At 71.0% G+C, this 23229-nt stretch carries 19 protein-coding genes; 11 read left to right on the top strand and 8 right to left on the bottom strand.

Going from position 1 to position 23229, the window contains the following annotated elements:
• Positions 1 to 5 precede the first annotated feature (5 nt).
• Both metG and ACX6XY_RS03815 read right to left on the bottom strand, forming a co-directional pair.
• On the bottom strand, positions 6 to 1736 hold the full coding sequence (gene metG / locus ACX6XY_RS03820; RefSeq protein WP_460326298.1) for a methionine--tRNA ligase: 1731 nt from the start codon (positions 1734 to 1736) through the stop codon (positions 6 to 8).
• Between the two features lie 185 nt (positions 1737 to 1921).
• Positions 1922 to 3340, bottom strand: coding sequence for a VWA domain-containing protein (locus ACX6XY_RS03815; protein WP_460326296.1), 1419 nt, complete (start codon positions 3338 to 3340; stop codon positions 1922 to 1924).
• Positions 3341 to 3688: 348 nt separating this feature from the next.
• Here ACX6XY_RS03815 and ACX6XY_RS03810 point away from each other — a divergent pair, with 348 nt between their 5' ends.
• Positions 3689 to 5791 (top strand): PhoX family protein, encoded by a 2103-nt coding sequence (locus tag ACX6XY_RS03810; protein ID WP_460326293.1) that lies wholly within the window; start codon positions 3689 to 3691, stop codon positions 5789 to 5791.
• Between the two features lie 79 nt (positions 5792 to 5870).
• Here ACX6XY_RS03810 and ACX6XY_RS03805 read toward each other — a convergent pair whose 3' ends face one another.
• A complete protein-coding gene (locus tag ACX6XY_RS03805) occupies positions 5871 to 6569 on the bottom strand; it encodes a hypothetical protein (protein WP_460326291.1) in 699 nt (232 codons plus the stop codon).
• 187 nt (positions 6570 to 6756) lie between these two features.
• Positions 6757 to 7710, bottom strand: a complete 954-nt coding sequence (locus ACX6XY_RS03800) for a LysR family transcriptional regulator (RefSeq protein ID WP_460326288.1) — start codon at positions 7708 to 7710, stop codon at positions 6757 to 6759.
• A 232-nt stretch (positions 7711 to 7942) separates the two neighbouring features.
• On the opposite strand from ACX6XY_RS03800, the gene snpA reads away from it, so the two are divergent.
• Positions 7943 to 8587, top strand: a complete 645-nt coding sequence (gene snpA / locus ACX6XY_RS03795; RefSeq protein WP_460326286.1) for a snapalysin — start codon at positions 7943 to 7945, stop codon at positions 8585 to 8587.
• 147 nt (positions 8588 to 8734) lie between these two features.
• Here the strand turns inward: snpA and aspS are convergent, their stop codons facing one another.
• Complete coding sequence (gene aspS / locus ACX6XY_RS03790) at positions 8735 to 10513, bottom strand: aspartate--tRNA ligase (RefSeq protein ID WP_460326284.1); 1779 nt, start codon at positions 10511 to 10513, stop codon at positions 8735 to 8737.
• Between the two features lie 164 nt (positions 10514 to 10677).
• On the opposite strand from aspS, the gene ACX6XY_RS03785 reads away from it, so the two are divergent.
• Complete coding sequence (locus ACX6XY_RS03785) at positions 10678 to 13164, top strand: ATP-binding SpoIIE family protein phosphatase (protein WP_460326282.1); 2487 nt, start codon at positions 10678 to 10680, stop codon at positions 13162 to 13164.
• Here ACX6XY_RS03785 and ACX6XY_RS03780 read toward each other — a convergent pair.
• Positions 13140 to 14129: an AI-2E family transporter gene (locus ACX6XY_RS03780; RefSeq protein WP_460326473.1), complete on the bottom strand. Its 990-nt coding sequence runs from the start codon at positions 14127 to 14129 to the stop codon at positions 13140 to 13142. The two genes, ACX6XY_RS03785 and ACX6XY_RS03780, sit on opposite strands and share 25 nt — an antisense overlap.
• Between ACX6XY_RS03780 and ACX6XY_RS03775 the strand changes: the two genes are divergently transcribed.
• The 5 genes from ACX6XY_RS03775 to ACX6XY_RS03755 all read left to right on the top strand — a co-directional run bounded on the left by ACX6XY_RS03775 (position 14062) and on the right by ACX6XY_RS03755 (position 19710).
• Complete coding sequence (locus ACX6XY_RS03775) at positions 14062 to 14331, top strand: hypothetical protein (protein ID WP_460326480.1); 270 nt, start codon at positions 14062 to 14064, stop codon at positions 14329 to 14331. The two genes, ACX6XY_RS03780 and ACX6XY_RS03775, sit on opposite strands and share 68 nt — an antisense overlap.
• 107 nt (positions 14332 to 14438) lie before the next feature.
• Positions 14439 to 14924 (top strand): SseB family protein, encoded by a 486-nt coding sequence (locus tag ACX6XY_RS03770; protein ID WP_460326279.1) that lies wholly within the window; start codon positions 14439 to 14441, stop codon positions 14922 to 14924.
• A 154-nt stretch (positions 14925 to 15078) separates the two neighbouring features.
• Entirely contained in the window at positions 15079 to 16029 is a 951-nt protein-coding gene (locus ACX6XY_RS03765) for a pirin family protein (protein ID WP_460326277.1), read from the top strand.
• Positions 16030 to 16240: 211 nt separating this feature from the next.
• The gene (locus tag ACX6XY_RS03760) at positions 16241 to 18067 is read left to right on the top strand and encodes an acyl-CoA dehydrogenase (RefSeq protein ID WP_460326275.1); all 1827 of its coding nucleotides are present in this window, start codon (positions 16241 to 16243) and stop codon (positions 18065 to 18067) included.
• A 338-nt stretch (positions 18068 to 18405) separates the two neighbouring features.
• Complete coding sequence (locus ACX6XY_RS03755; RefSeq protein ID WP_460326273.1) at positions 18406 to 19710, top strand: M18 family aminopeptidase; 1305 nt, start codon at positions 18406 to 18408, stop codon at positions 19708 to 19710.
• Positions 19711 to 19879: 169 nt separating this feature from the next.
• On the opposite strand, the gene ACX6XY_RS03750 is transcribed toward ACX6XY_RS03755, so the two are convergent.
• Positions 19880 to 20314, bottom strand: a complete 435-nt coding sequence (locus ACX6XY_RS03750; RefSeq protein WP_460326271.1) for an ATP-binding protein — start codon at positions 20312 to 20314, stop codon at positions 19880 to 19882.
• A 233-nt stretch (positions 20315 to 20547) separates the two neighbouring features.
• On the opposite strand from ACX6XY_RS03750, the gene ACX6XY_RS03745 reads away from it, so the two are divergent.
• The 3 genes from ACX6XY_RS03745 to ACX6XY_RS03735 are packed head-to-tail and all read left to right on the top strand — an operon-like array spanning position 20548 to position 22136.
• Positions 20548 to 21399, top strand: coding sequence for a helix-turn-helix domain-containing protein (locus tag ACX6XY_RS03745; RefSeq protein ID WP_460326269.1), 852 nt, complete (start codon positions 20548 to 20550; stop codon positions 21397 to 21399).
• 9 nt (positions 21400 to 21408) lie between these two features.
• The gene (locus ACX6XY_RS03740; protein ID WP_460326266.1) at positions 21409 to 21606 is read left to right on the top strand and encodes a DUF397 domain-containing protein; all 198 of its coding nucleotides are present in this window, start codon (positions 21409 to 21411) and stop codon (positions 21604 to 21606) included.
• 20 nt (positions 21607 to 21626) lie between these two features.
• Entirely contained in the window at positions 21627 to 22136 is a 510-nt protein-coding gene (locus ACX6XY_RS03735) for a DinB family protein (RefSeq protein ID WP_460326264.1), read from the top strand.
• Between the two features lie 310 nt (positions 22137 to 22446).
• Here ACX6XY_RS03735 and ACX6XY_RS03730 read toward each other — a convergent pair whose 3' ends face one another.
• Positions 22447 to 23052 carry a TetR family transcriptional regulator gene (locus ACX6XY_RS03730; protein ID WP_460326262.1) on the bottom strand — a complete coding sequence of 202 codons (606 nt, stop codon included), beginning with the start codon at positions 23050 to 23052 and terminating at the stop codon, positions 22447 to 22449.
• Between the last annotated feature and the right edge of the window lie 177 nt (positions 23053 to 23229).

The raw sequence follows: 23229 nt of genomic DNA, 5'->3' as shown, positions 1-23229 counted from the left end.
AGGCCCTAGGCGGTGGGCTCCTCGCCGCCGAAGCGGTCCTTGTACGCGTCCAGGTCCTCGTCAGTGATCTTGGCGAAGAGGACCGGCGGGACCGTGAAGGCCGTGCCCGCGGGGACGGCCGACAGGGAGCGCGCCTCGTCCGGGGTCACCCAGGTCGCCGTGTCGTCGGTGAGCGCGAAGGCCGAGCGCATCGCCGCGGCCGACGCGGGGATGAAGGGCTCGGAGACCACCGCGTACAGGTGGATGAGGTTCATCGCCGTGCGGAGGGTGAGCGCCGCGGCCTCCGGGTCGGTCTTGATCTCCAGCCAGGGGGCCTTCTCCTCCAGGTACGCGTTCCCCGCCGACCACAGCGCGCGCAGCGCCGCCGCGGCCTTGCGGAACTGGAGGGCGTCCATGTGGGACTCGTACTCGGCGAGGAGGGTCGCGATCTCGGCGCCGAGCTTCCGCTCCGCCTCACCGGCCTCCTGGCCCGCCGGTACGTCGTCGCCGAAGCGCTTGCGGGAGAAGGACAGCACGCGGTTGACGAAGTTGCCGAGGGTGTCGGCGAGGTCCTTGTTGACCGTGGCCGAGAAGTGCTCCCAGGAGAACGACGAGTCGTCCGACTCGGGGGCGTTGGCGACCAGGAAGTAGCGCCAGTAGTCGGCGGGCAGCAGCTCCAGGGCGGTGTCCGTGAAGACGCCGCGCTTCTGCGAGGTGGAGAACTTGCCGCCGTAGTACGTCAGCCAGTTGAAGGCCTTGAGGTAGTCGACCTTCTTCCAGGGCTCGCGCGTGCCGAGCTGCGTCGCCGGGAACATCACCGAGTGGAACGGGACGTTGTCCTTGGCCATGAACTCGGTGTAGCGGACGTCGTCGGCGCCCGCGCCCTCGTCCCACCAGGACTTCCAGTCGCGGGAGCCGTCCGGCGCCGCGTCCGCCCACTCCTTCGTCGCGCCGATGTACTCGATCGGGGCGTCGAACCACACGTAGAAGACCTTGCCTTCGGCGGCCAGATCCGGCCACACGTCGGCCGGGACCGGTACGCCCCAGTCCAGGTCGCGGGTGATCGCGCGGTCGTGCAGGCCCTCGGTCAGCCACTTGCGGGCGATGGACGACGCAAGCTGCGGCCACTCCTCGCCGGTGAAGTCGATGAACTCCTCCACCTTGTGCTGGAGCTCGGACTGGAGGAGGAAGAGGTGCTTGGTCTCGCGCACCTCCAGGTCGCTGCTGCCGCTGATCGCCGAGCGGGCGTCGATCAGGTCGGTCGGGTCGAGCACCCGCGTGCAGTTCTCGCACTGGTCGCCGCGCGCCTTGTCGTAGCCGCAGTGCGGACAGGTGCCGACGATGTAGCGGTCCGGCAGGAAGCGCCCGTCGGCGTTCGAGTAGACCTGGCGGATCGCCCGCTCCTCGATGAAGCCGTTCTCGTGCAGCTTGCGGGCGAAGTGCTGGGTCAGTTCGACGTTCTGCGGCGACGAGCTGCGGCCGAAGTAGTCGAAGCGCAGCCCGAAGCCGTCGTACACGGCCTTCTGGGCGTCGTGCTGCTCGGCGCAGAAGTCCGCCACCGGCAGGCCCGCCTCCTTGGCGGCCAGCTCGGCGGGGGTGCCGTGCTCGTCCGTCGCGCAGATGTAGAGCACGTCGTGGCCGCGCTGGCGGAGGTACCTGGCGTACACGTCCGCGGGGAGCATGGACCCCACCATGTTGCCCAGGTGCTTGATCCCGTTGATGTACGGAAGGGCGCTGGTGATGAGGTGTCGAGCCATTGCAGGCTGCTCCCAAGTCGCTACGTGCAGTGATCAATTGGTCTACGGAACGTCAATATCGTATCCGACCGGCCGGGGCGGCCTCTCCTGCGTTTCGCTGGGTGGACGACGCCGCCGCCCCCGGTGCGGCGGTGGGGGCGGCGCTCGTACGTACAGCTTTGTACGTATAAGGCTGTACGTACGGCTTACGGGCGCCAGGTCGCGAGGAGGCCCTCGTACAGCTCGGTGTCGGTGAGCTCGCCGGGGACCGGGCCCGCGTGGAAGAACGCGGCGTTCTCGACCTTGTCGTCCGCGGCCAGCTTGCGGAGGTAGTCGAAGGCCTTCGCCTCGTGCTCGCCGAAGGCCACGAACTGCCAGAAGACGTCGCGGTGCCGCTTGGCCGCGTTGGCGAGTGCCTCGGTCGCGGCCGTCTTCGACTCCGGGGCGCCGTCCGTCTGGAAGACGACCAGGGCGGGGCGCTTCGGGGCGGCCGACTTCTTGTGCAGCGCGATGACCTCGGCGACGGCGCGGTCGTAGTTGGTGCGGCCCATGCGGCCGAGACCGGCGTGCAGCTCGTCGACGCGGCCCGCGTGCTCGGCGAGGGTGAGGACTCCGGTGCCGTCGACCTCGGTCGAGAAGAAGACGACGTTGACGGTGGCGTCCTCGTGGTCGTGGTCGTCGTCCAGGTGCGCGGCGAGCGCGAGCACCTGCTCGCCGAGGTTCTGCGCGCTGCCGTCCTTGTAGTACGGGCGCATCGACCCGGAGCGGTCGAGCACCAGGTAGACGGCGGCGCGGGTCCCGGCGAGCCCCTGCTTCTCCAGTACGGCCCCGGCCGCCTCGTAAGCGCCGACGAGGCCGGGGGCCGCGCTCCGGACGGCGTCGAGCGAGTACGCGGCCGCGGACGCGGGCGCGGGCGACGCACTCGGCGCGGGGGCGGGGGCGACGGGCTCGGGCGCGGGCGCGGGGTCCGGCTCGGGTGCGGGGTCCGGCTCGGTCCGGGCGGCGGCGGCCGACTCGGACACGGGCTTCGACTCGGGCGCGGTCTCCGGCTCCGCAGTGGCGACCGGCTCGGGCTCGGGAGTCGCCTCGGGCTCGGCGGCCACGGCGACCGGCTCGGGCTCCGCGGTGGCCTCCGGCTCCGGCTCGGAGTCGATCGGGGTCGACGGGCGCGGGACCGACGTGGTGGACGGCGCGGCGAGCGACGGGTTGTCGAACGCGGCCGAGACCAGCTCATCCACCGTGTTCGGTGACGCGGGCGACGATTCGGGCGTCGGCTCGGCGGACGGCCCCGGCACCGTCACATCAGAAGCCGCACCGACGACGGCCGCGTCCCCACGCGCCTCCGTGGCGGGCCCCGGCACCGAGACCGAACCGGACCCCGACTCCGCGCCCTCGGAAGCCGAATCCGAACCCGAATCCGCCGACGCCGACGCCGACGCCGACGCCGACAAGTCCGAGTCAGACACCGAAGTCGACACCGAAGTCGACGCCGACACCGAGTCCGCCGCCGCGTCCGACCGCTCCGCCTGCTTCCGAGCCTCCGGCACGGCCCCGGCGGCGCCCGCTTCGTCGCGCCCCTTGCGGGACCGCCCGAACGCGTTCCGCAGGAGATCCAGAATGCCCATGTGCGCAACCCTTCGCGTGAGTTGATTCCGTAATCCCTGGCCAGGGCGGACACGTAAGGTTAGCCGCCGCCATTCGGGATCTTGGGGAGGGTCGGCCGGTCGCCCCCGCCCGTCACCCCAGCGGCCCGCCCCGGACGTCAACCAGGCGTGGACACGGCGCACACCGCGCGCGCCCCCAGCGCCAACCTACCGCCGTGCGCCGGGGGTTCACCTCCGCTTTACCCCCGCGCCCTCGCCCCGCACACGTACGCCTCTAGCGTCACCGCCGTCAGTTCCCGACACGGTGTCGGCGCGGGGTGCGCCGAAGAACGCTCAACAGGGCCCAGCAGGGCCCGTATGGAGAGAAACATGCGCAAACTGCTGCCGCTCATCGGTTCGTCGCACCCAGGCGGGCGCTCCGACCTGACGTGCCGCTACCGCTGCGGAGACGCCTGCTTCCAGGAAGTACCGAACACCAGCGACAACGAATACGTCGGCGACGTCATGGCCGGTGCGCTGTCCCGCCGCTCGATGGTGCGCGCCGCCGCCGTGGTGACCGTCGCCACCGCCGCGGGCACCGCCGCGCTCGCCTCGCCCGGCGTGGCCTCCCAGGCCGCCGCGGCCACGGCGGAGCGCCACCGTCCGGGCCGCCCCGGTCACCCCGGCGGCCCTGGCCGCCACGGCTCCAGGGCCGCCCGCGGCCTGCGCTTCGACGCCGTCGCGCCCAACACCGCCGACCAGGTCACCGTCCCCTCGGGCTACGAGCAGAACGTCGTGATCCGCTGGGGCGAACCGATCCTGCGCGGCGCGCCCGCCTTCGACCCGGAGAACCAGACCGCCAAGGCCCAGGCCGGTCAGTTCGGCTACAACTGCGACTTCCTGGCGCTGCTCCCGTACGGCCACGGCCGCCAGCTGCTCGTGGCCAACCACGAGTACACGGACGAGCAACTGATGTTCGCCGGGTACGACTCCGCTGACCCGACCCGCGAGCAGGTCGAGATCGCCTGGGCCGCGCACGGCATCTCCGTCGTCGCCGTGCAGGAGGAGCGCAGGACCGGCAAGCTCACTCCCGTACAGCGCCACTACGTCAACCGCCGCCTCACCGCGACCAGCGAGTTCCGCGTCGCGGGCCCGGCCGCGGGCAGCGACCTGCTGAAGACCTCCGCCGACCCGACCGGCACCAAGGTGCTCGGCACCCTCAACAACTGCGCCGGCGGCACCACCCCGTGGGGCACCACGCTGCACGGCGAGGAGAACTTCAACCAGTACTTCGCCAACGCCAGCCGCTCCAGCGCCACCGACCGGCGCTACGGCCTGCCCACCGGGGCCTCGTACCGCAAGTGGGAGCGGTTCGACGACCGCTTCGACGTGTCCAAGGAGCCGAACGAGCCGCACCGTCACGGCTATGTCGTCGAGCTCGATCCGTACGACCCCGACTCGACCCCCGTCAAGCACACCGCGCTCGGCCGCTTCAAGCACGAGGGCGCGACCGCGACCCTGACCCGCGACGGCCGCCCGGTCCTCTACAGCGGTGACGACGAGCGCTTCGACTACTTCTACAAGTTCGTCTCGTCGAAGCGGATGAAGCGCGGCAGGAGCCGTCACGCCCGCGCGCACAACCTCACGCTCCTCGAAGAGGGCACGCTCTACGTCGCCAAGTTGACGGGCGACTCCCCGGCCGAGCAGATCGACGGCTCCGGCGCGCTGCCCGCCGACGGCGAGTTCGACGGCAGCGGCGTCTGGATTCCGCTGGCCACCGCGGGCCCGAACGGCCGCGCCGTCTCGCACGTCGACGGCATGACCGCCGAAGAGGTGTTCGTCTTCACGCGTCTCGCCGGTGACAAGGTGGGCGCCACCAAGATGGACCGCCCCGAGGACGTCGAGCCCTCACCGCGCACCGGCAAGGTGTACGTGGCGCTGACCAACAACTCCAAGCGCGGCCTGGAGGGCCAGGCCCCCGCCGACGAGGCCAACCCGCGCAACGCGAACAAGCACGGCCAGGTACTCGAACTCACCGAGCACTGGCACAACCCGGCCAGCACCAGGTTCGCCTGGTCGCTGTTCCTCGTCGCGGGCGACCCGGAGGACCCGTCAACGTACTTCGCGGGCTTCCCGAAGGACCAGGTCAGCCCGATCTCCTGCCCGGACAACGTGGCGTTCGACCCATACGGCAACCTGTGGATCTCCACCGACGGCAACAAGCTGGGCAGCCACGACGGCCTGTTCGGCGTCGCCACGCACGGCCCGCGGCGCGGTGAGCTGAAGCAGTTCCTGACCGTCCCGACCGGCGCCGAGACCTGCGGGCCGATCATCCAGGACCGCCGGGTCCTGGTCGCGGTGCAGCATCCGGGCGAGGTCAGCGGCGCGACGGTGGAGAACCCGGCGTCGGCGTGGCCGGACGGCCCCGGCAAGATCGTCCGCCCGTCGGTGGTAGCGGTCTGGCGCGAGGACGGGCGCGGTATCGGCTGCTGAATGGGCAACGAGCGTTGAGGGGCGGCACCCGCTGTACGGGGTGCCGCCCCTCTCGCCTGGCCGTCAGATCGCCTGGCCGTCAGCCCTCGCCGTCCGTACGGCGGCGGCGCAGCATCGCGAAGCCGAGCCCCGCGGCCCCCGCCGCGGCCATGCCGCCACCGGCGGCGACCATCACGGTGTCGGGTCGCGAGTCGACCCCCTCGGCGCCGGCCTTGACGCCGCCCTTCGGGACGACGGCCTTGCCCTGCTGGGTCTGGCGACCGGTCTTGGTACCGGTCTTGGTACCGGTCTTGGTACCGGTCTTGGCGCCGGTCTTGGCACCCGTGTCCGTCCCGGCCTTCTTCTTGTCCTGCTTCTTGCCGCCCTCGGCCCACCCCTTCATGGTGCCGTCGGGGTTGAGCACGAAGTGGGCGCCGTTGTGCTGGCCGTACGCCGCCTTGTCGCCCGACTGCTTGAGGGTGTCCCAACGGATCACCTTGCCGGACGCGGGGTCCTTGCCCCACATCTCGGCCTCGTAGCCGCTCTTGGTCTGGAAGACCTTCGCGTCGAAACCGGAACCGCCGAGGTCCTTGTACTGCCGGACGAACGTGCGCTTGCCCTGCTCCTGCGTGTCGTCCTGCTTGACGTCATCCTTGCCTGGCAGGACCTGCTCCTGATTACCCCGGTCCGGGCCGGTCGGCGAGTCAGCGGACGCGATGCCGACCGGGAGGGCGAGCGTGGCGGCTATGACACCGGTGGCGATAGCGGCGGAACGGACGGTACGACGGGTGACACGCATGATGATGACCTTCTCGTAGCGGGACTTTCCCTGTCTGCGCCTCTTTGCAGCGGCGACGACCATCAAGCTACGAGGGTCATGTTGGGGTCCTGCGTAGGCGAGGTAACGGCTCCCGACAGAGCCGCACACGGGTACGTAACAGTCAAACAGTGCAGCGAAAGAGGACCAAAGTCCCGCCCTGACCAGGTCAGGCGGCCCTGTCGTCTCGCCTTCGCATGAGCCAATCCCGGTACGCCGCCGACTGCTGGGCGGCCTCCCGGTACGCCGCCTCCAGGTCCCCGTACACCCCGTCGAGCTCCGCCTCCGTACGGGCCGCGAGCAGCAGCCGTACGCCCAGCGGGTCACCCTCCAGCGGGCGGATCGCCATGTCGGGACGCGCGCGGGAGGTGGGCTGGCAGACCGTGACCACCTCGCCGGTGGCGACCAGCGCCGCGGCGGTCAGGTAGTCCCCGTGCAGCACACAGGGATCGAGCCCGGCGGCGCGCAGCACCCGCAGCAGCCCGTCCCGCTCGCCGTCCACGGTCGGGTCGACCATCCACCGTTCACCCGCCAGCTCCGCGAGCCGTACGACAGGGCGCCGGGCGGCCGGATGATCCACGGGCAGCGAGACGAACTGCGGTTCCCGGTCCAGCAGGACCCGCGCCCGCAGCCCCTCCGGCATCCGCAGCGGGCACCCTTCCACCTGGTGGACGAAGGCGACGTCGAGCTGGCCGTCGGCGACCTGCCGCAACAGGGCGTTCGCCGACACGTCCATCTGCAACGACACGGACGCCGACGCCCCGGCGTCCGCCAGGCGGATCCGCAGCCGCCGCAGCCAGCCGGGCAGCGCGCGGCTGGCCGTCGAGCCGATCCGCAGCTGCGGCCCGCCGGTCCTGGCGGCCGCCGCCCTGGCCTCGGACACCAGCTCCCGCATCTCCGCGACCAGCGGGCGGGCCCGGCTGAGCAGCACCAGGCCGAGCGGCGTCGGACGGCACCCGGTGCGCTCGCGGGCGAACAGGCGACCGCCGAGCGCCCCCTCGATACGGCGGAGCTGGGTGGTCAACGCGGGCTGGCTCACGCCGAGTTGACGCGCGGCCTGATGCAGGCTGCCGGTGTCGGCGATGGCACACACCGCGCGGAGGTGTCGCACCTCAAGCTCCATGAACGTTGAGCGTAGAACCGCTTCCGCGATCACGCCCCGCCTAAATCCCGCCAGAAACCGGGAGTTGAGGCGCTGCCAACGCGCTGCCAACGCGCTGTCAACGCGCTGTCAACGCGGGCGCCAACCCGGCGCTAACGCGGCGTTATCGGAACTTGCCATCATCCGTACGGGCCCCCGCTCCCCGACACTCTCGGGTAACCACTCGCACCCCACACGAGTAGGAGCCCCCCACATGAGAGTTACCCGAGCGCTGCTGTCGTCCGCTCTCGGACTCGGCCTGGCCGTCGGCGCGCTGGGCGCGGCCCCGGCCGTCGCCGCCACCGCGCCCGCGGACGGCGCGGCGTACGCCCAGTACGCGGGATCCGCCGAAGACGCCGCCGCCAACAAGGCGTTCTTCGAGGCCGTGGTCAAGTCCGTGGCTGAGAAGCACGCCGCGAACCCCGGCGCCCAGCAGGTGACCGTCACCTACAGCGCGGCGGGCGCGCCCAGCTTCCGGCAGCAGATATCCCGCAGCACCCAGATCTGGAACAGCTCCGTCTCCAACGTGAAGCTCCGGGAAGGCTCGAACCCGGACTTCCGGTACTACGAAGGCAACGACCGGCGCGGCTCGTACGCCTACACGGACGGCCACGGCCGCGGGTACATCTTCCTGGACTACCGGCAGAACCAGATCTACGACTCCACGCGGGTCACCTCACACGAGACCGGTCACGTGCTGGGCCTGCCCGACCGCTACTCGGGCCCGTGCAGCGAACTCATGTCGGGCGGCGGCCCAGGACCGTCCTGCACCAACGCGATCCCGAACTACGCCGAACGCTCCCGCGTCAACCGGCTCTGGGCCAACGGCCTGGCCACGGCGCTGAAGAACGCGGCGTAGCGCAACGCGAAGAGGCCCGGAACCTCTGGGGCTCCGGGCCTCTTCGGCGGCGTACGGACTACGCACCGACGGACTGCGCGCCAACGGACTACGCGCTGACGGACTACGCACCGACGGGCTACGCGCCGGACGGCTGCTCCCCGCGGACTACTCGCCGGACGACGGCTTCGCCACCGGCTTGCGCAGGGCGATGTTCAGCTCGCGCAGCCGCGACTCGTCCAGCTCGGTCGGCGCGCCCATCATCAGGTCCTGGGCGTTCTGGTTGAGCGGGAAGGCGATGGTCTCGCGGATGTTCGGCTCGTCGGCGAGCAGCATCACGATCCGGTCCACGCCCGGCGCGATGCCGCCGTGCGGCGGCGCGCCGAAGCGGAACGCGCGGAGCATGCCCGCGAACTCGTGCTCGACGGTGTCCCGGTCGTAGCCCGCGATCTCGAAGGCCCTGAGCATGATCTCGGGCTCGTGGTTCCGGATCGCGCCGGAGGACAGCTCGATGCCGTTGCAGACGATGTCGTACTGCCAGGCCAGGATGTCCAGCGGGTCCTTCTCCTCCAGGTCGGCCATGCCGCCCTGGGGCATCGAGAAGGGGTTGTGCGAGAAGTCGATCTTCCCGGTGTCCTCGTCCTTCTCGTACATCGGGAAGTCCACGATCCAGCAGAACCGGAACACGTCCTCCTCGAAGTGCCCGGCGCGCTTGGCGGCCTCGACCCGGACCGCGCCCATGATCTTGGAGACCTCGTCGAACTCGCCCGCGCCGAAGAAGACCGCGTGCCCGGCGACCAGGCCGAGACGCTCGGTGAGCACCTTGACGTTCTCGTCGGTGAGGAACTTGGCGATCGGCCCGGTGAGCGAGCCGTCCTCGGCGACGCGGACCCAGGCCAGGCCCTTCGCGCCCTGCTCGACCGCGTACTCGCCGAGGCCGTCGAAGAACTTACGGGACTGGGACGCGGTGTCCGGGACCGGCAGCGCGCGGACGTGCTTGCCCGCGAAGGCCTTGAAGTCCGAGCCCTCGAAGACGTCGGTGATGTCGACGAGTTCGAGCTGGGCACGCAGGTCGGGCTTGTCGTTGCCGTACTTGAGCATCGACTCGCGGAACGGGATGCGCGGGAACGGCGAGGTGACATGGCGGCCGCCGCCGAACTCCTCGAACAGCTCGGTCATCAGCTGCTCGATCGGCCGGAAGACGTCCTCCTGCTCGACGAAGCTCATCTCTACGTCGAGCTGGTAGAACTCGCCCGGCGAGCGGTCCGCGCGGGCGTCCTCGTCGCGGAAGCAGGGCGCGATCTGGAAGTACCGGTCGAAGCCGGAGATCATCAGCAGCTGCTTGAACTGCTGCGGGGCCTGCGGCAGCGCGTAGAACTTGCCGGGGTTCAGGCGGGACGGCACCACGAAGTCGCGGGCGCCCTCGGGGGACGTCGCGGTCAGGATCGGGGTGGCCATCTCGTTGAAGCCGAGCGCGGTCATCTTGTGGCGGATGGCCGAGATCACGGCCGTACGCAGCATGATGTTGCGGTGCATGCGCTCGCGGCGCAGGTCCAGGAAGCGGTACTCCAGGCGGCGCTCCTCGCCGACCCCGTCGTCCTGGTTGATCTGGAACGGGAGCTGCTGGGCCGCGCCGAGCACCTCGACCTCGCTGACCTCGACCTCGATCTCGCCGGTGGCCAGCTCGGGGTTGACGTTCTCCGCGCCGCGCGAGAGGACCTTGCCGTCGACGCGGACGACGGTCTCCTTGGAGAGCTTGTCGAGGGCGTCGAAGGCGGCGGTGTTCGGGCGGGCGACCAGCTGGACCAGGCCGTGGTGGTCGCGCAGATCGATGAAGAGGATGCCGCCCAGGTCTCGGCGATTGTGCAGCCAGCCGCTCAGCCGGACGTCAGCGGCGACGTCGGAGGCGCGGAGTTCGCCGCAGGTGTGGGACCTGTACCGGTGCATCGTTCATCCAATTCTTCGCGTCATTCTTCGCGAGACAGGCGGGAATCAACCACCCCAGGCTACCGTCCGGCACACCCGAACTTTCCGCCATATGCATGACAAGTCTCCCTGATCTCGCCTGGCATCAGTGGCGGCATTCCCGCCGACCTTTCTACAGTGAAGCAATGCGTACCGACGACCGGGGTTCCCTGCCCCCCGTGGGGAACATCCTGGCCGCCATCGCGACCGGCGTGTGGCGCTGGGACAACGCCGACGGGCTCTTCACCCTGGACGCCGAGGCGGCCAGGCTGATAGGCGTCCCCATCGAGTGGGCGGCCCCCGGCGAGCCCGAGCCCCTGGTCACCCTGACCGAGGCGGCCGTCCGGGCCCGCTTCCACGCCGTGGACTGGACCGAGATGCAGGGCATCGCCCAGCTGGCCTTCGCCGAGGGCACCCTCGCCGAGGCCCGGCTGCGCGTCATGGACGAGCGGGGCCGGGTGCTGCGGGTCGTCCGCAGCCGCTCCAAGCCGGTCGTCGGCGACGGCGACAGCGGCGGCACCAGCGGCGGCACCGGAACCAGCGCCGGGCACAGTGCCGCGAACAGCACCGCGCGCGGCACGGCACGCGGCACCGCGCGCGGCACCGGCGAGTACGTACTGATCGGCACCCTGCAAGAGGTCAGCGAGACACCCGGCAGCGCCGCCCGCACCCCCGTCACCGGCGACTGGCGGCGCTCCCGCGAGGCGTTCCTGCTGGACGCGGGCCGCGCACTGGCCGAGGCGCGCTCCACGGCCGAGGTACTGCGCGTGGCCAGCGGCCTGTCGATGCCGGGGTTCTCGCCCGACGGGCTCGGCGTCTTCGGGGTCAAGGGCGACCGGCTCACCGTCATCGGACACCACGGGCACGCGCCGGGCGACGAGGACCCGTTCGTGGACATGCCGCTGGACACCGACTATCCGGCCGCCGACGTGGTACGCACCGGGCGCGCCGTCTATCTGACGACCCCCGAGGAGTACAAGCGCCGCTACCCCACCACCTGGCCGCTCGCCGAGCGCTTCGGCCGCCAGTCCTGGGCGTTTCTGCCGCTGATCGTCGCGGGCCGCACCATCGGGGGCTGGATGGCGGCGTTCACGTACCCGGTCTCCTTCACCCCGGACGAGCGCTCCGTGCTGACCACAGTGGCCCGGATGCTGGCCCAGGCGCTCTCGCGGGCCGGGGCCGCCGAGTCCGAGCGCGAGCTGACCGAGGGGCTACAGCGCTCGATGCTGCCCGCGCTCGGCCCCGAGATACCCGGCATGTCCGTCGCCGCGCGGTATGTGCCGACCGGCGGCGGGCTCCAGGTCGGCGGCGACTGGTACGACATGATCCCGCTGCCCTCCGGCCGGTACGCGTTCGTCATCGGCGACGTCCAGGGGCACGACGTACGGGCGGCCGGACTGATGGGACAGCTGCGCATCGCCCTGCGCGCGTACGCGTCCGAGGGGCACCGCCCCGACGCCGTGCTCTCCCGCGCCACCCGCTTCCTGGCCGGGATCACCGACTCGGTCACGTACGGCTCCACGGGCGGCCCCCACGCCGACCCGTCGGCGCTCGCCGCCGACCCGCGCTTCGCGACCTGCCTGTACGTGGAGGCCGACCCGGAATCCGGGGTCCTGGAGATCGCCCGCGCGGGCCACCCGGACCCGGTGATCCGGCTCGCCGACGGCACGGTGGTGACCCGCTCCACGGCGGGCGGACTGCCGCTGGGCATAGACCCGGACGCGGACTACCCGACGACCCGGATGGTGCTCGCCCCCGGCGAGACCATGATGATCTGCACCGACGGCCTGATCGAGACCGGCGGCCACGACCTGGACACCGGCTGGGCACGCCTGCGCGAGACCCTGGAGAAGTACGACGAGACACACGGCGCGGCGCGGTACGGAGACGGGCCGTACGGAGGCGAGGCGTACGGAGACGGGCCGTACGGAGGCGAGGCGTACGGGACCGAGCCCTACGCGGACGAGAGCGCCAGCCTTGAGCAGCTCGCCGACGAGCTGGTCCAGACGGTGCACGGCCCGCCCTCACACCACTCGACCGGCCCGCTGGCCGACCGCCGCGAGGACGACATCGCGCTCCTGCTCCTGCGCCGCACCCCCGAGGGCGTCCGCGCGCCCGGCGCCGCCGCCCCGCCGCGGCGCACCGTCCTGACGGTCGCGCAGGCCGAGCCGGAGCGGATCGCCGGGGCCCGGCAGCATCTGCGCGAGCTGCTGCACGACTGGGCCGATCCGGACCAGGTGGACTCGGCGGTCCTGATGGTCTCCGAGATGATCACCAACGTACTGGTGCACACCGACGGCGACGCCCTGGTCATCGCGAACGCGCGGGGCGAGCTGGGCGCCCGCCGCCTGCGCGTGGAGGTCGCCGACGCCAGCGACGAGCTCCCGCACAAGCGCCACCCCGGCGAGCTGGCCTCGTCCGGGCGCGGCCTGGTCCTGATGGAGCTGCTCGCGGACGCGTGGGGCGTGGACCCGCGCGGCGAGGGCAAGTCCATCTGGTTCGAGCTGAACGAGGGAGACGCAAGGAACGCGGGGGGCGAAGGTTTCACGGGAAACACGGAGAACACGGAGAACACGGAGAACGCGGCGGACACGGGGACCGAGACAGGTCACGGCGCCGCGCCCGCCCCATAACGCGCCCGCAGCTCCGAGAGCACGCCGAACGCCGCCGCCGTCACCGGCACCGCGAGCAGCATCCCCAGCACACCCGCCACCGACGCGCCCGCCGTGATCGCCAGCAGCACCAGCGCCGGGTGCATCTGGACCGTACGGCTCTGGATCATCGGCTGGAGTACGTTGCCCTCCAGGACCTGCACCGCGAGCACCACCCCGAGCGCCCACAGCGCGATCACGAACCCGCGGTCCGCGAGCGCCACCAGGACGGCCACCGCCCCTGAGATGAACGCGCCCAGATACGGGATGTACGCGCCGACGAACACCAGCGCGCCGAGCCCCAGCGCCCCCGGCACCCGCAGGATCAGCAGCCCGGCGGTGATGGCCACGGCGTCGATCAGGGCGATGAAGGTCGTCCCGCGCATAAAGCCCTCGACCGCCTCGAAGGCGCGCCGCCCCATGGCCTCCAGGGTGTCGCCGGTGTCTGAGGGCGCGAGGGCCCGCAGGGACGTGACGGCGCGGTCGGAGTCGCGCAGGAAGAAGAAGATGAGCAGCAGCGCGAGCACGGCCATCGCGATCATCTGGCCGACCACGCTGATCCCGCTGATCACCCCGGACGCGGCGGTGCCGCCGAACTCGGCGAGCAGGTTCCTGGCGTTGGAGGCCAGGTCGTCGAGCGAGGTCCCGGCCGCGCCGAAGTGCTCGGCGAGGCTCACGGCGGCCCGCTTCAGCGAGGCGATGATCTCGTCCCCGGTGTCGATCAGCGCGCTGACCACGATGTAGACCGCGCCGCCGACGAAGGCGAGCACGGCCGCGCAGGTCAGCCCGGCGGCGAGCGACCGGTTCACCCGGAGCGCGACCAGCCTGCGGTACAGCGGCCCGAGCAGCGCCGCCCCGAGCACGGCCAGCAGGACAGGGGTGACCACCGCGCGGAAGACGACGCACAGCCAGACCGCGACCGCGGCGACCCCGGTCACCAGCAGCACGACCCCGCACCAGGCGGCGAGCCGCCGCGCCGCGTCGGGAACCGGCGACGACGACCGGGCCGACGGCCGGGCCGACGACCGCGACGACGGGGGCGGGAGCGGGGACGACGGGGACGAGGGGGACGACGGGGACGAGGGGGACACACCCCCACCCGACCACGCCCCCGGCGCGCCGTCCCGCCGATCGCGCCCGCTCGGGTGAGCGAGCGCCCCCGAAGCCAGGGAAGCGCCCCCGAGGGCCATGGGAGCCCCCCCCCAGGACTGGGGGACCGGGCCCAACAGGCCGTCGCACTCAGTACCCTTGCGGTCATGTACGGATACGGCCAGCACGCGACTGGCGGTGACGCCCAGCAGCAGTACGCGCCACCGCAGCCACCGCCGCAGCAGACGCCCGGCGGGTACGGCCAGCAGCAGCCACCCCTCTACCCCGAGCCGTCGCCCCCGTCCCTCGCGGACGCCGTACGCGCCTTCACCACCGGCTCGCTGGCGCCCGAGGACTTCCAGCAGACCTTCGCCACCTCGAAGGTCTACTGCCCGCGCGGCGACAATCCGGGCTTCCTCGCGCTGCACAACACCCAGCAGCCGGTGATCCCGATGTTCACCTCGCTCAAGGAGCTGCGCCGGTACGCGGGCAAGGAGTCCAAGTACTTCGTGATCACCGGCGCCGAGGTGATCGACCTGCTCCCCACCGGGTACGGCTTCGTCCTGGACATGGAGGGCGAGCACCGGATGGTCTTCGACGCGAAGGCCGTGGAACAGATGGTCGACTTCGCCATGCGTCGCATGTACGGCTGAAGTCGCATGCACGGCTGAAGTCGCATGCACGGCTGAAACAGCACGCGCGTCCGCCGCACCCGAGCCCGGAGGGAATGCCCTCCGGGCTCTTCGCGTTACCCTCAGCGGAAAGTTCGAGATTCAACTAAACTCGGACCACAAGGAGGTACCGACCATGCCCGCAGTGACCGTCGAGAACCCGCTGACCCTGCCCCGAGTGGCCGCGCCCGCCGACGCCACAGCGCGCCCCGTGCTCGCCGTGACCACCGCGCCGAGCGGCTTCGAGGGCGAGGGCTTCCCGGTTCGCCGCGCGTTCGCCGGGATCAAGTACGACTACCTCGACCCGTTCATCATGATGGACCAGATGGGAGAGGTGGACTACGCGCCCGGCGAGCCGAAAGGCACCCCCTGGCACCCGCACCGCGGCTTCGAGACCGTCACGTACCTGATCGACGGCACCTTCGTGCACCAGGACTCCCACGGCGGCGGAGGCACCATCCAGAACGGCGACACCCAGTGGATGACGGCGGGCAGCGGGCTGCTGCACATCGAGGCCCCGCCGGAGGAGCTGGTGACGTCCGGCGGCCTCTTCCACGGCCTCCAGCTGTGGGTGAACCTGCCCGCCAAGGACAAGATGATGGACCCCCGCTACCAGGACATCCGCGGCGGCCACGTACGGCTGCTGACCTCGCCCGACGGCGGCGCGCTGCTCCGGGTGATCGCGGGCGGGCTGGACGGCCACGAGGGGCCCGGCATCACGCACACCCCGATCACGATGGTGCACGCCACGCTGCGCCCCGGCGCCGAGGTCACGCTGCCCTGGCGCGAGGACTTCAACGGCCTGGCGTACGTGCTCGCGGGGCGCGGGGCGGGCGGCGCCGACCGCCGCCCGATCCACTCCGGGCAGACCGCGGTCTTCGGCAGCGGCTCCTCGCTCACCGTGCGCGCGGACGGCAAGCAGGACTCGCACACCCCCGACCTGGAGGTCGTCCTGCTCGGCGGCCGCCCGATCCGGGAGCCGATGGCCCACTACGGCCCGTTCGTCATGAACAGCCACGCCGAGCTGGCGCAGGCCTTCGACGACTTCCAGTCCGGCCGCCTGGGCACCATCCCGGCCGCGGCCTGACCGCGCCACCCCCTGGGTCTCGCGCTCACGCCCGCTCACGCCTCGCCGCGAGCGCGAGACCCGTCACAGATGCCGGTTAGGGGTTGATTCTTATTACCGACGGGTAGCATCATCGTAGCTACTTGCTGGTACGCATGGGCGAGCAGCCCGCGATAGCAGCAGCACAGCATGACGAGGACCCTGCCTCCCGATACCAAACGGAGCCGTTGCCATGGGGCACTACAAGTCGAATCTCCGGGACATCGAGTTCAACCTCTTCGAGGTGCTCGGGCGCGACAAGCTGTACGGCACCGGCCCGTTCGCGGAGATGGACGTCGAGACCGCCAAGACCATCCTTGAGGAGCTCTGCAAGCTCTCCGAGAACGATCTCGCCGAGTCCTTCGCCGACGCCGACCGCAACCCGCCGGTGTTCGACCCGGAGACCAACACCGCGCCGGTCCCGGCGTCCTTCAAGAAGAGCTACAAGGCCTTCATGGACTCCGAGTACTGGCGCCTGGGCCTGCCCGAGGAGATCGGCGGCACCACCGCCCCGCCGTCCCTGATCTGGGCCTACGCCGAGCTGATCCTGGGCGCCAACCCGGCGATCTGGATGTACTCCTCGGGCCCCGCGTTCGCGCGCATCCTCTTCGAGGAGGGCACCGAGCAGCAGAAGGAGATCGCGAAGATCGCGGTCGAGAAGCAGTGGGGCTCCACGATGGTGCTCACCGAGCCCGACGCGGGCTCGGACGTCGGCGCGGGCCGCGCCAAGGCCGTACAGCAGGACGACGGCTCCTGGCACATCGAGGGCGTGAAGCGCTTCATCACCTCCGGTGAGCACGACATGGAGGAGAACATCCTCCACTACGTCCTCGCCCGCCCCGAGGGCCACGGCCCCGGCACCAAGGGCCTGTCCCTGTTCCTCGTCCCGAAGTTCCACTTCGACTTCGAGACCGGCGAGCTGGGCGAGCGTAACGGCGTCTACGCCACCAACGTCGAGCACAAGATGGGCCTCAAGGCCTCCAACACCTGCGAGATGACGTTCGGCGACAAGCACCCCGCCAAGGGCTGGCTGATCGGCGACAAGCACGACGGCATCCGCCAGATGTTCCGCATCATCGAGTTCGCCCGCATGATGGTCGGCACAAAGGCCATCTCGACCCTGTCGACTGGGTACCTGAACGCCCTGGAGTACGCCAAGGAGCGCGTGCAGGGCCCCGACCTGGCGAACTTCATGGACAAGACCGCGCCCAAGGTCACCATCACACACCACCCGGACGTGCGCCGCTCGCTGATGACGCAGAAGGCGTACGCGGAGGGCATGCGCGCCCTCGTCCTGCACACCGCGTCCGTCCAGGACGAGATCGCCCTGAAGGAGATCGCGGGCGAGGACGCCAAGGCGCTGGAGGCCCTCAACGACCTGCTGCTGCCGATCGTCAAGGGCTACGGCTCCGAGAAGGGCTACGAGCAGCTGGCGCAGTCGCTGCAGACCTTCGGCGGCTCCGGCTTCCTCCAGGAGTACCCGATCGAGCAGTACATCCGGGACGCCAAGATCGACACCCTGTACGAGGGCACCACGGCGATCCAGGGTCAGGACTTCTTCTTCCGGAAGATCGTCCGCAACCAGGGCGCGGCCCTGAACCAGCTCTCCGAGGAGATCAAGAAGTTCCTCGCGGTCAACACCGGCGGCGAGGAGCTGGCCGAGGCGCGCGAGGCGCTCGCCAAGGCGGCCGTCGAGCTGGAGGCGATCGTCGGCGCGATGCTGACCGACCTCGCGGGCACCGAGAAGGACGTCAAGTCCATCTACAAGGTCGGCCTGAACACCACCCGCCTGCTGCTGGCCTCGGGTGACGTGATCGTCGGCTACCTGCTGCTGCGCGGCGCGGCCGTGGCCGCCGAGAAGCTCCCGAACGCCTCGTCGAAGGACAAGGCGTTCTACACCGGCAAGATCGCCGCGGCGAAGTTCTTCGCGGCGAACATCCTGCCGGGCGTGGCCGTCCAGCGCTCCCTCGCCGAGGGCGTCGACCTGGACCTGATGGAGCTCGACGAGGCCGCGTTCTAAGACCGGCCCCGTACCGCACGTCTCCGACGGCCCGCTCCCCACCAGGGGGCGGGCCGTCGCCGTATCCACGCACCCAGCACCCACGCACCCGCAGGTTCCCCAACCGACCCTGGATTCCTCCAGGTTCCGCTCCCCCGCCCCGTCCACCACAGTGAGTACCGCACCGCACGTCCTCACCCGCCGCCCCCGTCCCCACCCAGCGCCGCCCCCGCCGGTCACCGACCGGCGGGGGCGGCGTCGTGCGAACGCGGTCCGATGTGCTCAGCGCCACAGCGGGCCCCGGAGCGCGCCGGAAGATCGCCGCGAAATACACGCGCGCACGTCGTTAAGGTGAACTCATGAGCACAGCAGCCGCCCGCTTCGACCGCGGTCACACCGACGACCTGATCCCCTTCCTGGCCGCGAGCCCCACGCCGTACCACGCCGTGGCGAACGCGGCCGAGCGACTGGAGAAGGCGGGCTTCCAACAGGTCGACGAGACCGCCGCGTGGGACGGCGCGAGCGGCGGCAAGTACGTGCTGCGCGGCGGCGCGATCATCGCCTGGTACGTCCCCGAGGGCGCGGCGGCGCACACCCCCTTCCGCATCGTCGGCGCCCACACCGACTCCCCGAACCTGCGGGTCAAGCCGCTGCCCGACACCGGCGGCGCGGGCTGGCGGCAGGTCGCCGTCGAGATCTACGGCGGGCCGCTGCTCAACTCCTGGCTGGACCGCGACCTGGGCCTGGCCGGACGCCTCACCCTGCGGGACGGCTCGACCCGCCTGGTGAACGTCGACCGCCCGCTGCTCCGGGTCCCCCAGCTCGCCATCCACCTCGACCGCGGCGTGACGTCCGACGGCCTGAAGCTCGACAAGCAGCGCCACCTCCAGCCCGTCTGGGGTCTCGGCGACTCCCGCGAGGGCGATCTGATCCGCTTCCTGGAGCAGGAGTACGACCTGCCCGCGGGCGAGGCAGCGGGCTGGGACCTGATGACCCACTCCATCGAGCCCCCCGCCTACCTGGGCCGCGACCAGGAACTCCTGGCGGGCCCCCGGATGGACAACCTCCTGTCCGTCCACGCGGGCACGGCGGCCCTGGCAGCGGTGGCGACGGGATCGACGGGGTCGGCCCTCCCCTGCATCCCAGTGCTCGCCGCCTTCGACCACGAGGAGAACGGCTCCCAGTCCGACACCGGCGCGGACGGCCCGCTGCTCGGCTCGGTCCTGGAGCGCTCGGTGTTCGCCCGCGGCGGCTCGTACGAGGACAGGGCCCGCGCCTTCGCCGGTACGGTCTGCCTCTCCTCCGACACCGGCCACGCCGTACACCCCAACTACCCGGAGCGCCACGACCCGACGCACCAGCCGCGCGCGGGCGGCGGCCCGATCCTCAAGGTGAACGTCAACAACCGCTACGCGACGGACGGCACGGGCCGCGCGGTCTTCGCCGCGGCCTGCGAGAAGGCCGAAGTCCCCTTCCAGTCCTTCGTGTCCAACAACGCGATGCCCTGCGGCACGACGATCGGCCCGATCACAGCGGCCCGCCACGGCATCCGGACGGTCGACATCGGCGTGGCCATCCTCTCCATGCACAGCGCCCGCGAACTCTGCGGCGCGAAGGACCCGTACCTCTTGGCGAACGCGCTGACGGCGTTCCTGGAGGGCTGACCCGAGCCCCGGCCCGGAGCCGACGGCTCCAGGCCCTCACCCCTCAGCGGTGTCGTCAACCTGGTACGCCCGCAGGTCCCTGGCCGAGCGCACGCGGTCCCGCACGGCTTCCGGCACCTCGACCCCGCGCCACTCCAACGTGCGCTTTCCGTGTGACGTGCTCAACGGGCTAGGCGGCGGCGAGTTCGCACCACACGTGCTTGCCCGTGTCCCCGCTCGACGACAGCGGGTGCCAGCCCCAGCCGTCCGCGCAGGTACGCACCAGGACCAGCCCCCGGCCCTGCTCCGCGTCCGCGTCCGCGCCCGGCGCGAGGGCCAGGGCGAGCGGCGGCGCGGGCGGGGTCGGGTCGGCGTCCCACGCGCAGATCCGCAGGATGCCGCCGGCCCTGTGCACGCTCAGGGCGGCCGGGCCCCTGGTGTGCCGTACGGCGTTGCCGATCAGCTCGGTGGCGAGCAGTTCGGCCAGCTCGGTGAGGTGAGCCAGGCCGTGCGCGGCCAGCACCAGCCGGAGGGTGTGACGGCAGACCGTCACCGCGACCGGGTCGTGCGGGATATGAAGGGTGTACTCCCAGGTTTCGTCGTACTCGTCGTCGGTTTTCGGCATGGCGGAACTCCGAGTGGTGGAAGGGTGGAGGGAGTTCGCGGCGGTCGACGGGCGGTGGCAGTGTCACGGCCGTCACGGCATGACGGGGTGGTGCGCTTCCGGGCTCCCGGTCTCGCAGCGTTTGCGACGCGTCACTGACGGTACGCCTAAAATTTTTGACCCTGCAAGCCGTTCACGTAATCTGACACCCGAACGGGGCATTCCCACACGAGAGTTGGCCCAAGGAGCTACGCATGGCTACCAGGCGAAACCCCACCGCACGCCAGATCCGACTGGGGGCCGAGCTGCGCAAACTGCGCGACGCCGCAGGGCTCAAGGCACGCGAAGCGGCAGCACTGCTCGGGGCGGACTCGGCTCAGATGAGCCAGATCGAGTCGGGCATCGCGGGCGTGAGCGAGGAGCGCGTACGTCGCCTCGCGGCCCATTACGCCTGCACGGACGACGCTCTCATCAATGGCCTGGTCGCCATGGCCACAGACCGTACGCGAGGCTGGTGGGAGGAGTACCGAGGGATTCTGCCCGCCCCCTTCCTAGACCTCTCCGAACTGGACCACCACGCGAGGTTCCGGCACGACGTAGCAGTGATCCACGTGCCAGGACTCCTCCAGACCGAGGCCTACGCTCGTGCCCTTTTCTCGTTCATGGCACCAGAACTGCCCGCAAGCGAAGTAGAACCTCGGGTGAGCCACCGAACACGGCGCCGAGAGGTCATCGAGCAGCCGAATCCCATCGCGTACAAGACCGTGATCCACGAGGCGGCTCTCCGCATCAAGGTGAACGGTCGCTCAGAATCCAAGGCCCAACTCACCCGAATCCTGGAGCTGTCTGAGCTGGACCACGTGACCGTACGGGTCATCCCCTTCAGCCTGGACAACTTCGCGGGTGCCGGAAGCGCGATGGCCTACGTGGGCGGAGCAGTACCCCAGTTGGACACCGTGGTACGCGACGCCCCGCACGGAACGGGCTTCATTGACGCCGAGGCCCAGCTGCGCCACTTTCGAACGCTGTTCCGTAGGGTGGAGGATACGTCGCTCGACCCCGAGGCGTCCCGTGACATCATCCACCGGATGGCAAAGGAACTGTGAGGCACAGTCATGACCACCCCAGCCGCATGGCAGAAGTCGTCCTTCTCCGGAGGCGGTGAAGGCAACGACTGCGTAGAGCTCACCGCCGCTGAAGGCGGCATTCGCCTCCGCGAGAGCGACACCCCCACGGCTGAGCTGGCCGCCTCCCCCACCGGGCTCGCCCACCTCCTCCGCACCCTCAAGTCCGGCGAGATCAACCGCCGCTAGCCCAGCCAGGAGCCGCACCGGTGACGAGCGACCACCGCGTCGGACCGCCCCGCATCGGCGGTGAACGCGACACACTGCGGGCCTTCCTCGACTACCACCGCGCGACGCTCGCCATGAAGTGCGAAGGGCTCACCGACGAGGAGCTGCGACGGCAGTCCATGCCGCCGTCCGCCCTCTCGCTGCTCGGCCTAGTGCGGCACCTGGCGGAGGTAGAACGCGCTTGGTTCCGCCGGGTGTTCGAGGACCATGACGCGCCCATGGTCTGGTCCGACCAGGTCGACTTCCAGGCGGCGTACGACGCGAGCGCGTCCACCAGGGCCGAGGCGTTCGGAGCCTGGCAGCGCGAGGTCGAGCACTCGCGCCGCATCGAGCGGGAGGCCGATTCCCTGGACCGGGCCGGGTACCAGCCGAGATGGGGCGAGAAGGTCTCGCTGCGGATGGTGATGGTGCACGTACTCCTGGAGTACGGCCGCCACAACGGTCACGCGGACTTCCTGCGCGAGGGCGTCGACGGCACCGTAGGCGCCTGACCCGGCACGACCCACCGCCAGGAGGCGCATCCTGCTCAGATCCTCCCTGTACGGGCGTGCCCTCCCCCCTCAGGACGGAGACGATCCGCCGTCGCGGACGAAGCGCGGTCGCCAAGGCCGAGGCGAGCATGGGCGTATGACGACAGCGATCGCACCCCGCCCCGCCCTCACCGTCGCCCCCGCGCCGCGCTGGGCCCGCCACAGGTCGTCTGGGCCCTCGCCTTCGCCCCGCTGCTCGCCGTCCCGGCCCTGATGACCGCGGTCATCTGGTCGTACACGAAACGCCTCGGCGCGCGGTCCTCGGACCCGGTCAGGACCGCGCGCCGGTGACAGCGCCCACGAGCAGTGTGACCAGGCGCTCCGTCTGCTCGCGGGGGGCCGGCGCATCGCCGGACCAGTCGGTCATCAGCAGGTGGTGGACGGTGCCGACGAGGGCCAGGGCGACCGTGGCCGTGTCGGTGCCGTCCGGGAGGCGACCGAGGCGGAGTTCGGCGTCCAGGTAGGCGGTGATCGCGTCCTGGATCGCGGTGAAGCCGGGCGCGCCGCCCTCCATCGCCTCACGGAACCTCGCGGCGGCGGCCGGGCGGGTGACGGCCAGGCCGACGATCCTGGGATCCAGGGCGTCGGGCAGCGCGAGCGCGGCCGCTACGAGGTTGTCCGCCACGGTGGCGCGCCCCGCCCGTCCGGGAAGCTCGGCGACCTGCCCTGCCGCACGGGCGAACCGGTCCAGGACCAGCTCGGCGACGAACGCGTCCAGGCCGTCGAAGTGCGCGTGCAGCATCCCCTTGGCGCAGCCCGCCTCGCCCGTGACGGCCCTGCTGGTCAGGGCGGACGCGCCGTCGCGGGCCAGCACCCGCTCCGCGGCGTCGAACAGCCGCTCGCGAATGTCGGGGACTGCTACTCCACGCGGTGACATGGGTTCTCCGTGAGTTGTCGGCGATTGGCCGTGGTTGGCCGCGAGCGACCGCAGTGTCGCGGTGTCGCGGTGTCGCGGTGTCGCGGTTGCCAGTTTGGGCGATTGCCCATACTGTTTGGGCAGGCGCCCATTCTAGCGCCTCGGCGCGCACCTCTGCCGACGACCACTGGAGGTAGG

It is taken from the genome of Streptomyces sp. O3 (genome assembly GCF_054788135.1).
The sequence above is the reverse complement of the archived record's forward strand: the minus strand, read 5'-3'. Positions and strand labels throughout refer to the sequence as shown.

Coding starts and splice junctions, on each gene's coding strand:
- metG (WP_460326298.1), bottom strand. CDS start 1,736: ATGGCTCGACACCTCATCACCAGCGCCCTTCCGTACATCAACGGGATC.
- ACX6XY_RS03815 (WP_460326296.1), bottom strand. CDS start 3,340: ATGGGCATTCTGGATCTCCTGCGGAACGCGTTCGGGCGGTCCCGCAAG.
- ACX6XY_RS03810 (WP_460326293.1), top strand. CDS start 3,689: ATGCGCAAACTGCTGCCGCTCATCGGTTCGTCGCACCCAGGCGGGCGC.
- ACX6XY_RS03805 (WP_460326291.1), bottom strand. CDS start 6,569: ATGCGTGTCACCCGTCGTACCGTCCGTTCCGCCGCTATCGCCACCGGT.
- ACX6XY_RS03800 (WP_460326288.1), bottom strand. CDS start 7,710: ATGGAGCTTGAGGTGCGACACCTCCGCGCGGTGTGTGCCATCGCCGAC.
- snpA (WP_460326286.1), top strand. CDS start 7,943: ATGAGAGTTACCCGAGCGCTGCTGTCGTCCGCTCTCGGACTCGGCCTG.
- aspS (WP_460326284.1), bottom strand. CDS start 10,513: ATGCACCGGTACAGGTCCCACACCTGCGGCGAACTCCGCGCCTCCGAC.
- ACX6XY_RS03785 (WP_460326282.1), top strand. CDS start 10,678: ATGCGTACCGACGACCGGGGTTCCCTGCCCCCCGTGGGGAACATCCTG.
- ACX6XY_RS03770 (WP_460326279.1), top strand. CDS start 14,439: ATGTACGGATACGGCCAGCACGCGACTGGCGGTGACGCCCAGCAGCAG.
- ACX6XY_RS03765 (WP_460326277.1), top strand. CDS start 15,079: ATGCCCGCAGTGACCGTCGAGAACCCGCTGACCCTGCCCCGAGTGGCC.
- ACX6XY_RS03760 (WP_460326275.1), top strand. CDS start 16,241: ATGGGGCACTACAAGTCGAATCTCCGGGACATCGAGTTCAACCTCTTC.
- ACX6XY_RS03755 (WP_460326273.1), top strand. CDS start 18,406: ATGAGCACAGCAGCCGCCCGCTTCGACCGCGGTCACACCGACGACCTG.
- ACX6XY_RS03750 (WP_460326271.1), bottom strand. CDS start 20,314: ATGCCGAAAACCGACGACGAGTACGACGAAACCTGGGAGTACACCCTT.
- ACX6XY_RS03745 (WP_460326269.1), top strand. CDS start 20,548: ATGGCTACCAGGCGAAACCCCACCGCACGCCAGATCCGACTGGGGGCC.
- ACX6XY_RS03740 (WP_460326266.1), top strand. CDS start 21,409: ATGACCACCCCAGCCGCATGGCAGAAGTCGTCCTTCTCCGGAGGCGGT.
- ACX6XY_RS03730 (WP_460326262.1), bottom strand. CDS start 23,052: ATGTCACCGCGTGGAGTAGCAGTCCCCGACATTCGCGAGCGGCTGTTC.